This window comes from Microbacterium sp. (genome assembly GCF_036277215.1).
Lineage (GTDB): Bacteria > Actinomycetota > Actinomycetes > Actinomycetales > Microbacteriaceae > Microbacterium.
This window is the reverse complement of sequence record NZ_DASUNI010000160.1, coordinates 1-13779: the sequence shown is the minus strand read 5'-3', so window position 1 is coordinate 13779 and position 13779 is coordinate 1. Positions and strand designations below refer to the sequence as shown.

Annotated in this window: 12 protein-coding genes and 2 pseudogenes; 3 read left to right on the top strand and 11 right to left on the bottom strand. The window is 69.6% G+C overall.

The window, feature by feature from the left end; genetic code table 11:
- The 3 genes and pseudogenes from VFX99_RS08090 to VFX99_RS08080 all read right to left on the bottom strand — a co-directional run.
- Positions 1 to 204 (bottom strand): annotated as a pseudogene (locus VFX99_RS08090) (cytochrome b/b6 domain-containing protein); the annotation flags it as partial.
- A gap of 6 nt (positions 205 to 210) precedes the next feature.
- Entirely contained in the window at positions 211 to 1176 is a 966-nt protein-coding gene (locus VFX99_RS08085; protein ID WP_329665781.1) for an electron transfer flavoprotein subunit alpha/FixB family protein, read from the bottom strand.
- 10 nt (positions 1177 to 1186) lie between these two features.
- Positions 1187 to 1963, bottom strand: coding sequence for an electron transfer flavoprotein subunit beta/FixA family protein (locus VFX99_RS08080; protein WP_329665780.1), 777 nt, complete (start codon positions 1961 to 1963; stop codon positions 1187 to 1189).
- 141 nt (positions 1964 to 2104) lie between these two features.
- Between VFX99_RS08080 and VFX99_RS08075 the strand changes: the two genes are divergently transcribed.
- Positions 2105 to 2641, top strand: a complete 537-nt coding sequence (locus VFX99_RS08075) for a MarR family transcriptional regulator (RefSeq protein ID WP_329665779.1) — start codon at positions 2105 to 2107, stop codon at positions 2639 to 2641.
- Positions 2642 to 2743: 102 nt separating this feature from the next.
- On the opposite strand, the gene VFX99_RS08070 is transcribed toward VFX99_RS08075, so the two are convergent.
- The 8 genes from VFX99_RS08070 to VFX99_RS08035 all read right to left on the bottom strand — a co-directional run bounded on the left by VFX99_RS08070 (position 2744) and on the right by VFX99_RS08035 (position 11617).
- The gene (locus VFX99_RS08070) at positions 2744 to 3520 is read right to left on the bottom strand and encodes an enoyl-CoA hydratase (RefSeq protein ID WP_329665778.1); all 777 of its coding nucleotides are present in this window, start codon (positions 3518 to 3520) and stop codon (positions 2744 to 2746) included.
- Positions 3521 to 3629: 109 nt separating this feature from the next.
- Complete coding sequence (gene mmsB / locus VFX99_RS08065; protein ID WP_414684341.1) at positions 3630 to 4514, bottom strand: 3-hydroxyisobutyrate dehydrogenase; 885 nt, start codon at positions 4512 to 4514, stop codon at positions 3630 to 3632.
- A gap of 112 nt (positions 4515 to 4626) precedes the next feature.
- Complete coding sequence (locus VFX99_RS08060) at positions 4627 to 5772, bottom strand: acyl-CoA dehydrogenase family protein (protein ID WP_329665782.1); 1146 nt, start codon at positions 5770 to 5772, stop codon at positions 4627 to 4629.
- A 198-nt stretch (positions 5773 to 5970) separates the two neighbouring features.
- Complete coding sequence (locus VFX99_RS08055) at positions 5971 to 7146, bottom strand: thiolase family protein (protein WP_329665776.1); 1176 nt, start codon at positions 7144 to 7146, stop codon at positions 5971 to 5973.
- A 59-nt stretch (positions 7147 to 7205) separates the two neighbouring features.
- The gene (locus VFX99_RS08050; protein ID WP_329665775.1) at positions 7206 to 8378 is read right to left on the bottom strand and encodes a bifunctional 2-methylcitrate synthase/citrate synthase; all 1173 of its coding nucleotides are present in this window, start codon (positions 8376 to 8378) and stop codon (positions 7206 to 7208) included.
- A gap of 23 nt (positions 8379 to 8401) precedes the next feature.
- Entirely contained in the window at positions 8402 to 9301 is a 900-nt protein-coding gene (prpB, locus tag VFX99_RS08045) for a methylisocitrate lyase (RefSeq protein WP_329665774.1), read from the bottom strand.
- Between the two features lie 112 nt (positions 9302 to 9413).
- Positions 9414 to 10955 (bottom strand): MmgE/PrpD family protein, encoded by a 1542-nt coding sequence (locus VFX99_RS08040; RefSeq protein ID WP_329665773.1) that lies wholly within the window; start codon positions 10953 to 10955, stop codon positions 9414 to 9416.
- The gene (locus VFX99_RS08035; protein ID WP_329665772.1) at positions 10952 to 11617 is read right to left on the bottom strand and encodes a GntR family transcriptional regulator; all 666 of its coding nucleotides are present in this window, start codon (positions 11615 to 11617) and stop codon (positions 10952 to 10954) included. Before VFX99_RS08035 ends, VFX99_RS08040 begins: the two co-directional genes overlap by 4 nt.
- A gap of 154 nt (positions 11618 to 11771) precedes the next feature.
- Here VFX99_RS08035 and VFX99_RS08030 point away from each other — a divergent pair, with 154 nt between their 5' ends.
- Entirely contained in the window at positions 11772 to 12743 is a 972-nt protein-coding gene (locus tag VFX99_RS08030; RefSeq protein WP_329665771.1) for an ABC transporter ATP-binding protein, read from the top strand.
- Positions 12740 to 13779: pseudogene (locus VFX99_RS08025) on the top strand (polyketide antibiotic transporter); the annotation flags it as partial. The gene VFX99_RS08030 and the pseudogene VFX99_RS08025, both read left to right, overlap by 4 nt.

The following is a 13779-nucleotide window of genomic DNA, read 5'->3' as shown; positions in this document are numbered from 1 at the left end:
CGGGTGCGACGCGGCGCCAGTGTGCGACTCAGCGACCGGCCCCGACTCGGCGGCCGGGGCAGTACCGGCGACCGCAACCGGCGCCAGCCGGCCTGCGTCCGCGCCGTTTCCATCCGGAACCGGCGCCGCACCTGCCGGCGGCCACGGCTCGCCGCCGGGCACGCGCGGCAGACCGCGCCGCAACGAGGAACCGAACGTCGCCATGCCGGGTTACGCCTTCTTCGCCTCGAGCGCGGCGATCAGCTGCGGCACCACCGTGAACAGGTCGCCGACGACGCCGTAGTCGGCGATCTCGAAGATCGGGGCATCGGCATCCTTGTTGATCGCGACGATCGTCTTCGCGGTCTGCATGCCGGCTTTGTGCTGGATCGCTCCGGAGATGCCGAGCGCGACATACAGCTGCGGCGCGACCGATACGCCGGTCTGGCCGACCTGGTGCGCCTGCGGAACGTATCCGGCGTCCACCGCCGCGCGAGACGCGCCGACCGCGGCGCCGAGCGCGTCGGCGAGTTCCTCCACGAGCACGAACTTCTCCTGCGAACCCAGCCCGCGACCGCCCGCGACGACCTTGCCCGCCCCGCGCAGCTCCGGCCGTGACGAGGTGACCACGGCGGCGTCCACCGCGCCGACCGTTGCGGCCTTCTTCCCGGATGGCCGCACCTGCAGGGTCTCCACCTCGGGGGTGGCGACCGCTTCGGCGCGGGCGTCGATCGCGCCCTGCCGGATCGTGATCACCGGAGCACCCCACGTCACCGCCGCGTCGACGTTGTAGGCGCCGCCGTACACGGAGTGATGGGCGACCACGCCCTCCGGGTCGCGGGAGACCCCGACCGCGTCCACGCACAGCCCCGACCGGGTCCGAGCCGCGTACCGGCCCGCGACATCCCGCCCCTCGATCGAGTTCGAGACCAGGATCGCATCCGGCCGCACCAGGTCCGCTGCAGCAGCCAGCGCGTCCACCACCGGCACAGTCAGCCCCTCACCCCGAGCTGCGACAAGCACCGAGGCAGCGCCCAGGGCCGCAGCATCCGCCGCGAGCTTCTCGTCACCGACGATGACCGCGACCGGAGTGCCCACCGACGCCGCGGCGCCCAGCAGACCCGCTGCGGACTTGGCCAGGTCCCCCGCCGGGGTCACATCCAGCAGCACCAGGATCGAATCGTCCGCGAACGTCATCGCACCCACCTCACACCAACCGGTTCTGAATCAGGAACTCCGCGAGCTTCTCCCCCGCGTCGCCGTCGTCCACGAGCTTGACACCCGCCGCACGAGCCGGTTTCTCCGACAGCGCGAGCACGATCGACCGGGACGCAGCAGCATCCTCCGGCTCGATCCCCAGCTCCTGCAGGGTCACCGTCTCGAACGGCTTCTTCTTCGCCGCCATGATCCCCTTGAAATTCGGCAACCGGCCATCCGGGAGCGCCTCGGTGATCGAGATCACCGCAGGCAGCTCCGCCGTCACCTGCATCGTCGCCCCGTCACTGGCACGCTCGCCCGATACCGTGCCCTCGCCGATCTGCACCGTGTTCAAGGCGGTCGCGGCGGGCACGTCGAGCAGCTCGGCCACCATCGACGGGATCACCCCGCCCGACCCGTCCGTGGACAGATTGCCCGCGATCACCAGATCGAACCCGGTCCGCCGCAGCGCGGCCGCCAGCACCTCGGCGGTCAACCCCAGATCCGCGCCGACCAGGCCCTCGTCCGCGACGTGCACCGCCGAACCGGCACCCATCGACAGGGCTTTGCGCACCGTCGCGGCCGACCCGGCTGGAGTCATCGAAAGGACGACCACCTCGGCATCCGCATGCTTGTCCGCGTAGCTCAACGCGACCTCGAGCGCTCGCTCGCCGATCTCGTCGATCACCGTCTCGCTCGCCCCGCGCTCGGCCAGACCCGTCTCCAGATTCAGCTTGCGATCCCCATAGGTGTCCGGGACTTCCTTGACCAAGACGACGATCTTCATTGGGCTCCGCTCCTTCGTCGAACCGAGTCTATGTTGCACCTGTCGGCGCAACCGGCGTGTGTCAGGGGCGCCCCCGCCGCGCTGCCGGAGGCATCGTGCGACGACCGACTACCGTGGATGCAGACGGAAGGGAGGCCGACGATGCCGAGGTCAGGACCGCTCCCCGTCGACCCGATCGCCGAGGCGAAGCGCCAGTGGATCGCGCACGGATGGACGGATGCCGCTCCCGGCATGTCGGCGGTCACATCGATCATCCGCGCCCAGCAGCTGATGCTCGCGCGCATCGATGCGGCGCTCAAGCCCTTCAAGCTGTCGTTCGCGCGATACGAGATGCTGAGGCTTCTCGGCTTCACCCGCGAGGGACGGCTGCCGATGGCCAGCGCCATCGCCCGACTGCAGGTGCATCCGACCAGCGTGACGAACACCGTCGACCGGCTCGTCCGCGACGGCCTGGTGGAGCGCGAGCCGCACCCGGGCGACGGCCGGGCGGCGATGCTCGTGCTGACGAGTGCGGGGCGCGACCTCGTGGAGCGCGCGACCGACGCGCTGAACCTCGAGGTGTTCGCCCAGCCTGGGCTCTCGGACGACGACACCGCCGAACTCGTCGCGATCATCGCGCGCCTGCGCAAGAACGCCGGCGACTTCGCCGATCCGCGCCCGCTACCCGACCCGCTCTGAGCCGCCATCACCCGTGAGACCGCAACCGCGGTTCGAGACTGCGGGGTTTGCCCGCAGTCTCGCCGTCCCGTTGCAGTCTCGCGGTCGGACAGCACGCGAGCGTCAGCGGTTCGTGAAGCCGGGCGCACGCTTCTCACGGAAGGCAGCCATCCCTTCCTTCTGATCGGCGGTGTCGAACAGCGCCGCGAAGACCTGGCGCTCGAAGCGCACACCCTCGGTCAGCGTCGACTCGAGCGCGACATCCAGTGCCGCCTTCGCCGCGTACAGGGACGGGAGCGACTTCGACGCGATGGTCTCCGCGACCTTGCCGGCCTCGTCGAGGAGATCGGCGGTCGGCACCACCCGCGACACCAGGCCCGACCGCTCGGCCTCCGCGGCATCCATCATCCGCCCGGTCAGCACCAGTTCGGCGGCCTTGTAGTACCCGACCGCGCGAACAAGACGCTGCGAGCCGCCCATTCCCGGGATGACGCCGAGGTTGATCTCGGGCTGACCGAACTTCGCGGTGTCGGCGGCGAGGATGATGTCGCACATCATCGCCAGCTCGCAGCCTCCGCCGAGGGCGTAGCCCGACACCGCCGCGACGACGGGCGTTCGCACCGCGGCGAAATCGGCCCACCCGCCGAAGTGGTCGCTCATCACCATCTCGAGGCCGGACTTGGCCTCCATCTCCTTGATGTCGGCACCCGCCGCGAAGGCGCGCTCAGAACCCGTGAGCACGATCGCGCCGATGCCCTCGTCGACGTCGAAGACGGATGCCGCGGCCACGATGTCGCGCATCACCTGCGAGTTCAGGGCGTTGAGCGCCTCAGGACGATTCAGGGTGATCCAGCCGACGCGGCCCCGCGTCTCGACCAGGATCGTCTCGTACTCGGTCATCTCTCTCCTCGCTCGCGCTTCATCGGAACACCCTGCTCACCTGTCAGGATCGGCAGCCGGGCCGGCCGGATCGTGCCGGGCGGACCCGAGTGGACCTGCGACCGGCCGGTCAGACCCGGCTCTCGGCACGGATGGTGTGAATGATCCCGGAGAAGTCCTGCCGAGCGCCAGGGCCATCGGCGAACTCCCGATAGATCTCGCGCGCCAGCCGCCCCATCCGCGCGTCGACCCCGGTGAGATCGATCGCCTGCTCGGCCAGGCCCAGGTCCTTCGACATGAGGGCTCCCGCGAACCCGGGCTGATAGTCGCGGTTCGCCGGACTCGTAGGCACGGGGCCGGGAACCGGGCAGTTGGTGGTGAGTGCCCAGCACTGGCCCGACGCGTTGGATGCGACGTCGAAGAGCGCCTGGTGGGTGAGCCCGAGGCGCTCGCCGAGCACGAAGGCCTCGGCGACGGCGATCTGCGAGACCGCGAGGATCATGTTGTTGCACACCTTCGCGGCCTGACCGAGGCCGGCGCCGCCGCAGTGCACGACGCGGCGCCCCATCGCCTCGAGGATCGGCCGGGCGGTCTCGAAGTCCTCCTCCGACCCGCCGACCATGAAGGCGAGCGTGGCGTTCTCGGCACCGACGACGCCACCCGACACCGGCGCGTCGATCGAGCGGTGCCCGGCCGCCTCGGCCAGCGCGTGGGCGGTACGGGCATCATCGACCGCGATCGTCGACGAGTCGATGAACAGTGTGCCGGGAGACGCGACCTCGACGAGGCCGGCGGCATCCGTTCCTCGATAGGCGTCGATCACCTGCGCGCCGGTCTGGAACATCGTGATGACGACACCGCCCGGTTCCTGCGTCTGCCTGCGGACCGCATCCGCACCCGACTCGGCCACGCCCAGGCCCGCAGAGCGCGCGGAATCGATCGCGGCGGGGAACACGTCGAAGCCCACCACGTCGTGACCGGCGGCGGCGAGGTTCTGCGCCATGGGCAGGCCCATGTGCCCGAGACCGAGGACTGCGACTCTCACCGCACGCCCCTTTCTCCACCGTCGACGAGTCCGCGCCTCGTCGCGCACACCGAGACCCTCATCGCCCCGCTCCCAGCGACCCTCATCGCCCCGCTCCCAGCAGCTCGCGGCCGATGATGATGCGCATGATCTCGTTGGTGCCTTCCAGGATCTGGTGCACACGCAGGTCGCGGACGACCTTCTCGATGCCGTACTCGTGGAGGTAGCCGTAACCGCCGTGCAGCTGCAGCGCCTCGTTGGCGATCCGTGAGCCGGCATCCGTGGCGAAGCGCTTGGCCATCGCGCACTGCATCGCGGCATCCGGCGCCTTCTCGTCGATGGCGCGGGCGGCGTCGCGTACCAGCGCGCGCGCGGCGCGCAGCTCGGTGGCCATGTCGGCCAGCGCGAACACCACCGCCTGCTTCTCGGCGAGCGGCTCGCCGAAGGTGAAGCGCTCGTGCACGTACTTCACGGCGCGATCGAGGGCCCACTGAGCGCCGCCGAGCGAGCACGCGGCGATGTTGACCCGGCCGCCGTTGAGCGCGGACATCGCGATCTTGAAGCCCTGTCCCTTGACGCCGAGAAGAGCGGATGCCGGAACCCGGACCTCGTCGAGGATCACCTGGCGTGTGGGCTGCGCATTCCAGCCCATCTTCTTCTCGTTGACCCCGAACGACAGGCCCTCCGCGTCGCCCGGCACCAGGAACGCCGTGATCCCCCGCGCGCCGGGCTCGCCGGTGCGAGCCATCACGACGTACACGGATGCCTCTCCGCCGCCCGAGATGAACTGCTTGACGCCCGTGAGCACGTAGGAGTCGCCGTCGCGGATCGCGCTGGTGGTGATCGCAGCGGCATCCGACCCGGCGCCCGGCTCGGTCAGGCAGTAGCTGCCGAAGTCGGTCATCGCCGTCAGGCGTGGCAGCCACGTGACCCGCTGCTCGTCCGAGCCGTAGGAGTCGATCATCCACGCCACCATGTTGTGGATCGTGATGTAGGCGGCGATCGAGGGATCGGCCTTCGCGAGCTCTTCGACGATCGCGACCGCGTCGGTGCGGCTCAGCGCCGACCCGCCGACATCCTCGCGGACGTAGATGCCGCCCAGACCCAGTGCGCCGGCCGCGCCGAGCGCCTCACGAGGGAAGTGCTTCTGCTCGTCCCATTCGAGGGCGTGCGGTGCCAGTTCGGCCTGCGCGAAGTCGCGCACCGCCTCGATGATCGCCTCGCGCTCGTCCGCAGGGAGCGGGAGCATAGGCCCCGCCTCGGCCTGCGTTGCGCCCACCATGTACGCCGTGTCCTGCGTCATTGTGCAGACTCCTCCCGTGCCGTCGTTGGCACGATGATCATTTTACCTGGACTTCCAACTATATGCGAGGAATCCCTCTCAGCCGAATCCAGAGAGACTGCAGCGCGAGTCGGCGGATGAGCCGTCGCCGGTGACCGGCTCGGCCTAGAGCCGCTCGATGATCGTGGCGTTCGCCATGCCGCCGCCCTCGCACATCGTCTGCAGCCCGTAGCGGCCGCCGGTCGCCTCGAGTGTGGCGAGCAGGGTGCCCAGCAGCCGGGTGCCGGACGCGCCCACCGCGTGGCCCAGCGCGATGGCCCCGCCCCAGGCATTGAGTTTGGCTGGATCGGCGTGAAGGTCGTGCGCCCACGCGAGGGGCACGGACGCGAACGCCTCGTTCACCTCGTACGCCTCGAGGTCGTGGATCGTCAGGCCGCTGCGCTCCAGGATGCGCTGCGTCGCCGGAATGGGCCCGGTGAGCATGAACAGCGGGTCGTCGCCGACGACGGCGAACGCGTGGAAGCGCGCACGGGGCGTGAGGCCGAGCTCGTGCGCCTTCTCTTCGCTCATGATCAGCACAGCGGATGCCGCGTCCGTGAGCGGTGAGGAGTTGCCCGCGGTGATCCGCCAGTCCAGATCGGGGAAGCGCGCCGCCATCTCGTCCGTGCGGAAGGCCGGGTTGAGCCCGCCGAGTCCCGCGAGCGTGGTGCCGGGGCGCACGGTCTCGTCAGACGTGACGGCTGAGCCGTCCACGTTCACGGCCAGCAGCTGCGAATCGAACAGGCCTTGGGATGCCGCATCCGCCGCCCTGCGGTGCGACTCGGCCGAATAGGCATCCAGCACGTCGCGCGACAGTTCCCACTTCTGGGCGATGAGCTCGGCGGACACCCCCTGGTTCACGAGACCGTCGGGATAGCGCTCGTGCAGCAGGGTCGACCGCGATCCACCGGTGCGCGAGGATCCGAGCGGAACGCGGCTCATAGATTCGACGCCGCCCGCGATCACGACCTCGTACGCTCCGGCGATCACGCCCTGCGCGGCGAAGTGCGCCGCCTGCTGACTCGACCCGCACTGGCGGTCGATGGTCGTCGCGGGGACGATCTCGTCGAAGCCGGCCGCCAGCACGGACTGCCGGGCGATGTTCATCGCCTGGTCGCCGATCTGGCTGACGCAGCCGAGCAGCACATCATCGACCTGCCGCGACTCCAGCCCGTTCCGCTCGAGCACTGCGGTGAGCACACCCGCAGCGAGGTCGACCGGATGCACGGCGGACAGTGCGCCGCCGGGCTTGCCCCGCCCGGACGGGGTTCGGACGACGTCGACGAGTACGGCGGTGCGCATATCAGCTCCTGGGTGATTCGATCGCGGGGTCGGGCCAGGAGGTGTCGCCTACAGCGAGTTCAGCTGGCGGCTTCCTCCGGACGGTCCACGGTGGCGTCGGTGGCGGCATCCGCCACATAGCCGTCGATGTGTCGCTCGTCGGGTCCGTTGTAGGCCGAGAGCGGACGGATGAGGGCGTTGGACGCTGCCTGCTCCATGATGTGCGCGCTCCACCCGGTGACGCGGGAGGCCACGAACAGCGGTGTGAAGGTCAGCGTGTCGAACCCCATCAGGTTGTACGACGGGCCGGACGGATAGTCGAGGTTCGGGTAGATGCCCTTGCGGGAGACGAACTCCGACTCGAGCGTGTCGTACAGCGCCGCCAGGTCCTTCGCGTCGTAGTGCTCGACGAGCGTGTCCAGTGCCGCCTTCATCGTGGGGACCCGGGAATCCCCATGCTTGTAGACGCGGTGCCCGAAGCCCATGATCTTGCGCTTCTCGGCAAGCGCTTCGTCCAGCCACGGCCCGACATTGTCGGCCGAGCCGATCTCGTCGAAGGTGTGCATGACCGCCTCGTTCGCGCCGCCGTGCAGCGGGCCCTTGAGCGCTCCGATCGCACCGACGACCGCCGAGTAGAGGTCGGCGATGGTGCTGGTGATGACGCGGGCGGTGAACGTCGACGCGTTGAACGAGTGCTCGGCGTACAGGATCATCGACACGTTGAAGGCATCCGCGACCACCGGATCGGGAACCTCGCCGAAGGTCATCCACAGGAAGTTCTGCGAGTAGTCGAGATCCTCGCGCGGGTCGATCAGCTCCTCACCGCGGCGGCGGCGCTGGTCGTACGCGACCATCGCGGGCAGCTTCGCGAACAGCAGGCGGGCCTTGGCGAGGTCTGACTCGCGCGAGTTGTCGAACGCGGCCGGGTCGGACGCTCCGAACAGCGAGACGGCGGTGCGAAGGACGTCCATCGGATGCGCCTCGAGCGGCACCAGATCGATCGCCTGCTTCACGTTCTCGTCCAGCGCCCGATTCGCGCGCTCCTCGGCGACGAAGTCGGCGAGCTGCTCGTCGGTCGGAAGTTCGCCGTACCAGAGCAGATAGGCGACCGCCTCGAACGGCTGCGTCGCCGCGAGCTCCTGCACGGGGTACCCCCGGTAGAGCAGGCTGTTGGACTCCGGGTTGACCTTCGAGACCGCGGTGTAGTCGGCCCAGACCCCGGCGAGGCCCTTCTTGATCTCGATCTCTGTCATGTCTGTTCTTCCTCGAAGTGGGGTCAGCGGGCGATGGAGAAGTTGAACACGGAGGTGTCGAAGTGGTTGTAATCCTCGTAGTCGATCAGATCGTAGAGGTCGGCGCGGTGCTGCATCTCGTCCAGCTTCGAGGTCAGGTGCCCGTCCTCGATCAGCGTATCCAGCGCCCGGCCCGACGCGCCCATAGAGATCCGCAGAAGCGACACCGGCCAGATGACGATGTTCACACCCGCGTCCCGCAGCTGATCGACCGAGAACAGGTCGCTCTTGCCGAACTCGGTCATGTTGGCGAGGATCGGCACGTTCAGCGCCGCCCGCATCGCCTCGAACTCGCCGAGGTCGCGCATCGCCTCGGGGAAGACGGCGTCGGCTCCGGCATCCACCAGCGCCTTGGCGCGGTCGATGGCGGCTTGGAGGCCGTCGACCGCACGGATGTCGGTGCGCGCCATGATCAGGAAGTCCGGGTCGCGCCGAGCGTCGACGGCGGCGCGGATGCGCTTGATCGCGGTGTCCGCGTCGACGACGGACTTGCCGTCGAGGTGGCCGCAGCGCTTCGGATTGACCTGGTCCTCGATGTGCGCGCCGGCGAGCCCCGCGTCCTCCAGGGTCTGGATGGTGCGCGCCACGTTCATCGGCTCCCCGAAGCCGGTGTCGGCGTCGATGATCGCGGGGAGCTCGGTCATGCGCGCGATCTGCTGGCCGCGGCCGGCGACCTCGGTGAGAGTGGTCAGCCCGATGTCGGGCAGCCCGAGGTCGGCGGCGAGCACCGCACCGGAGATGTAGACGCCCTCGAACCCCTTCCGCTCGATGAGGCGGGCGCTGAGCGGGTTGAAGGCACCGGGAAACCGCAGCAGCTCGCCGGATGCGAGCCGCTCCCGGAACAGCCGGCGCTTCTCGGCGGCGGGGGTGGTGGAGTACAGCATCAGTGTCTCCCGATCATCGAGCGAGCGGAGCGGGACGAAACGCCTCTCCCGCTTCCGGTGCATTTCGTCTTGTCGCTACGCTCATCGCTCAACGACCGGCCTGCGTACGACATCAGAACAGCCCCTTTGGCGCCGGCGCGGTGGCCAGCACGCCGACCTTCGCGACGATGGTCAGCTGCTGCACCTCATCGACGGTGAGGTCGGGCAGGCGCTGCGCGAGCTCGAGGAAGCGCTCGATCTCCTCGGGCGCGAGCACGGGCTCGGCCAGCAGGCGGAACTTGCGGATGTAGTCCTCGCGGGCGAACGGCCGCGCACCCAGCGGGTGCGCGTCGGCGACGGAGATCTCCTCGGCGATCCCGCTGCCGTCCGAGAACAGGATGACGACGCGGCCCCCGAACGCCTTCTCGTTCGGGTCGTCGGAGTGATAGCGGCGGGTCCACTCGTCGTCCTCGGCCGTGCTCACCTTCTTCCACAGGGCAACCGTGTCTTCGCGCGCAGCACGCTCGGGTGCGTACGAGTCGACGTGGTGCCACGCGCCGTCCTGGAGCGCGACGGTGAAGATGTACGGGATGGAGTGGTCCAGCGTCTCGCGGGATGCTGCGGGGTCGTACTTCTGCGGGTCGTTCGCACCCGAGCCGATCACGTAGTGCGTGTGGTGGCTCGTGTGCAGCACGATCGAGGAGATCTCCTGCCCTTCGGGCCCTCTGCCCTCGCGGAGCGACGGGTGCTCGCTGCCGAGCTTGCGGGCGAGGTCGATCCACGCCTGCGCCTGGTATTCGGCGGAATGCTCCTTCGTGTACGAGTCGAGGATGCCGCGCTTGGCCTCGCCCTCGGCCGGCAGCGGCACGTCGTACGCGGCATCCGGACCGTCCAGCATCCACGCGACGACCCCGTCCTCGCCCTCGTAGATCGGGCTCGGGGAGGTCTCGCCGCGCATCGCACGGTCGACGGACTCGACGGCCATCTTGCCGGCGAACGCGGGGGCGTGCGCCTTCCAGGTGGAGATCTCGCCCTTGCGCGACTGACGGGTGGCCGTCGTCGTGTGCAGCGCCTGGCCCACGGCCTGGTAGATCGTCTCGACGGGAAGGCCCAGCAGCGTGCCGATGCCTGCCGCGGCCGACGGTCCGAGGTGCGCCACGTGGTCGATCTTGTGCTTGTGCAGCGAGATCGCCCGCACCAGGTCGATCTGGATCTCGTAGCCCGTGGCGAGGCCTCGGACCAGCGCGCGGCCGTCGGCGCCGACGTGCTGGGCCACGGCGACGATCGGCGGAATGTTGTCGCCGGGATGGGAGTAGTCGGCGGCGAGGAACGTGTCGTGGTAGTCGAGTTCGCGCACCGCGACCCCGTTCGCCCATGCGGCCCACTCCGGGCTCGTGCGCCGGTCGATGCTGCAGCCGAAGACGGTCCCGCCCTTTCCGCTGATCGACACGGCGTGATCGAGCGCCTGCTGGCGGGCGGCGCTCACCGGGGCGCGCGTGAGGGATGCCGCGGCGACCGCGGCGTTGTCGATGACCCGGTTGATGATCATGTCGACGACCTCCGGCTCGACCTCGACCGGGTCGGCCGCGACCTCGGCGATGCGCCATGCGAGCTGGCCTTCGCGTGGAAGGTGCTCATCGCTGCGGTGGACTCGGAGGTGGTGGGTGACGGTCATGCTGCTCCCTGTTCGGTATGCGATTCGATGTGCGCGCCCTGCACGGACGCGAGGATGGCGGCGAGCGCGTTGTGCAGGTGCACGTGCGTCGCAGAGGCGGCCAGGTCGGCGTCGCGCGCGGCGATCGCCGAGGCGATGAGCCGGTGCTCCGCGACGGATGCCGCCAGCCGGCTGGGATTGTCGCGGGCGAGTCTGCGCACCCGGACGAGGTGGGTGCGAACGGTGCGCAGCGCCGACGTGAGGTAGACGTTTCCGACGGCGGCGTCCAGCTCGGCGTCGAACCGCGCGATGAGCGCGTAGTACGCGTCCATGCCCGGCCGTCCCTCCAGGTCCGCGCGAGCGAACTCGTCCGCCAGCGCGGCGAAGGCCGGGGCGTCCGCGCTCCGGGCTGCAAGGCGCGCCGCGGTCTCCTCCAGGGCCCGGCGGAGTTCGAAGAGCTCCCGGATGTCGTCCACGTCGACGTCGGTGACCACGGTCACCCGGGCGGACTGCTGGGCGACGAGCCCGTCGGCGGCGAGCCGGCCCAGCGCCTCGCGCAGCGGAGTCCTGCTCACGCCGAGCCGGGCGGCCTGCTCGACCTCGCCGAGGACGGCACCGGGCGCGAGTGTTCCGGACTGGATCTCGTCGAGCAGGGTCTGGTAGGCGCGATCGCTCGCTCTCATACCCCACCTCCACTCGACGCCGAACCATCTCAGTGTATACATAAAGCCACTAGAAGCGGCAAATACTTGCGCATGGTTTCGATGCGGTATACATAGGCAGGTCGTACATTAGTGGTATTCACAATCTTGTGAATCAGGCGTACAGTCCCGGTCCGTGAACAGCATCATCTCCACCACCGGCCTGACCAAGCACTACGGCCGCGTCCATGCGCTGGACGGCCTCGACCTCCAGGTCGACGAAGGCCAGGTGCACGGCTTCCTCGGCCCGAACGGCGCGGGGAAGTCGACGACCATCCGCATCCTGCTCGGCCTCGCGCGCGCCACCGGCGGCGAGGCATCCGTCTTCGGACAGAACCCCTGGCGCTCCGCCGTTCCGCTGCACCGGCGCATCGCGTACGTGCCGGGCGACGTCAGCATCTGGCCCAACCTCACAGGGGGCGAGTCGATCGACGTGCTCGCGCGTCTGCGCGGGGCATCCCGGCACGACAGCGCCTTCCGCGACGACAAAGAGCGCCTGATGGCGGAGTTCCAGTTCGATCCGCGCACGAAGGGCAGGGCGTATTCGAAGGGCAACCGGCAGAAGGTCGCTCTCATCGCCGCGCTTGCGGTGCCCGCCGACCTCTACATCTTCGACGAGCCCACGAGCGGTCTCGACCCCCTGATGGAGGTCGTGTTCCGGCGTGAGATGGCGCGCATGAAGGATGCCGGGGCCACCGTGCTGCTCTCCAGCCACATCCTCTCCGAGGTCGAGCTGCTCTGCGACCGCGTGAGCATCATCCGTGCCGGCAGGGTGGTCGAGACCGGCACGCTCGCCGAGCTCCGGCACCTGACGCGGACGGAGGTCTCGTTCGAGGCGACGGACGCCGCGACCGCGGCCGGCATCCCCGGTGCTCATGACGTGAGCGTTTCCGAGGGTCGCACACGCTTCACCGTCGACAGCGACCAGGTGACGGCGGCGCTCCCCGAGCTCGCCCGCCTGCACGTCGCCGGCCTGCGGGTGGAACCGCCGTCGCTCGAGGAGCTGTTCCTCCGCCACTACGGCGACGGCGTCGCCGGCGACAACAGGGACGGCACCGCTCCGGAGAGCGGCGCAGCCCGGCGGCGCGACCGGGTGCGACAGCGATGAACGCCTTCGCCGTCCTCCTGCGCCAGCGCCTCCGTCGGGATCGCTGGCAGCTGCTGATGTGGATGGCGGGCACTGCGCTGCTGGCGTACGTGACGTACGTGGGCGTGACCGACTCGTACGGAACGCAACAGGATCGCCGGGCGCTGCTGGCGACGGCGATCGCCAACCCCGTCATCATGCTGTTCCGCGGCCTGCCTTCGGGCGCTGAGGAGGGTGCGTTCATCGCCTTCCTCATCTTCCCGTTCCTGGCCATGCTGGCCGCGTTCATGAGCTCATTCCTGGCCGTGCGGCACACGCGGATGGATGAGGAGCTCGGCCGCGCGGAGCTCGTCGCCGCCACTCCCGCCGGTCGCACCGTCCCGCTTCTCGCCACGCTCGCCCATGGCGTCCTCGCGAACGGGGCCCTCGGAATCCTGACTGCACTCGCTCTGATCGCGACGGGCCTGGCGCCGCGAGGATCGTTCGTGGCCGGCCTCGGCGCCGGCACGGTCGGCATCGCCTTCCTCGGCGTCGGCCTCCTCGCGGGGCAGCTCATGCGCACGTCGCGCGGCGCGAACGCACTCGCCGTCTGGGTGCTGCTCGTCACCTTCCTCTTCGCAGGCATCGGCAATGCGCTGGGCACGCCCGCTTCCGATCTGCAGCGCATCGAGAGTGCGCCGCTGACCTGGTTCTCCCCGTTCGGCTGGGGCGAGAACTCCCGCCCCTTCGCCGACGACGACGTCTGGCCGTTGCTGCTGTGCGTCGTGTTCGGTCTCGCCCTGGCGGGGCTGTCGGTCGCGCTGCAGTTCTCCCGCGACCTGGGCGGCAGCCTGGTCCCTGAGCGACGCGGGCGGGCGGATGCAGCCGCGACGCTCACCGGACCCACCGCCTTGGTGTGGCGGCTCACGCGCGGCTCGATACTCGGATGGTGCGTGGGAGGCCTGCTCACCGGGCTGCTCGCGACGAGTCTCGCGGGTGTGCTCCGGGACGTCACCACCCAGCTGCCCTCGGTGGAGGCGATCCTCGATGCGATCACCTCCAGCGGCAGCATCGAGCA

Bases quoted from the DNA above. Each gene is read 5' to 3' on its own strand.
- VFX99_RS08075 (WP_329665779.1), top strand. From the start codon at position 2,105: ATGCCGAGGTCAGGACCGCTCCCCGTCGACCCGATCGCCGAGGCGAAG.
- prpB (WP_329665774.1), bottom strand. From the start codon at position 9,301: ATGCTGTACTCCACCACCCCCGCCGCCGAGAAGCGCCGGCTGTTCCGG.
- VFX99_RS08050 (WP_329665775.1), bottom strand. From the start codon at position 8,378: ATGACAGAGATCGAGATCAAGAAGGGCCTCGCCGGGGTCTGGGCCGAC.
- mmsB (WP_414684341.1), bottom strand. From the start codon at position 4,514: ATGGGCCTGCCCATGGCGCAGAACCTCGCCGCCGCCGGTCACGACGTG.
- VFX99_RS08070 (WP_329665778.1), bottom strand. From the start codon at position 3,520: ATGACCGAGTACGAGACGATCCTGGTCGAGACGCGGGGCCGCGTCGGC.
- VFX99_RS08060 (WP_329665782.1), bottom strand. From the start codon at position 5,772: ATGCTCCCGCTCCCTGCGGACGAGCGCGAGGCGATCATCGAGGCGGTG.
- VFX99_RS08035 (WP_329665772.1), bottom strand. From the start codon at position 11,617: ATGAGAGCGAGCGATCGCGCCTACCAGACCCTGCTCGACGAGATCCAG.
- VFX99_RS08040 (WP_329665773.1), bottom strand. From the start codon at position 10,955: ATGACCGTCACCCACCACCTCCGAGTCCACCGCAGCGATGAGCACCTT.
- VFX99_RS08055 (WP_329665776.1), bottom strand. From the start codon at position 7,146: ATGCGCACCGCCGTACTCGTCGACGTCGTCCGAACCCCGTCCGGGCGG.
- VFX99_RS08085 (WP_329665781.1), bottom strand. From the start codon at position 1,176: ATGACGTTCGCGGACGATTCGATCCTGGTGCTGCTGGATGTGACCCCG.
- VFX99_RS08080 (WP_329665780.1), bottom strand. From the start codon at position 1,963: ATGAAGATCGTCGTCTTGGTCAAGGAAGTCCCGGACACCTATGGGGAT.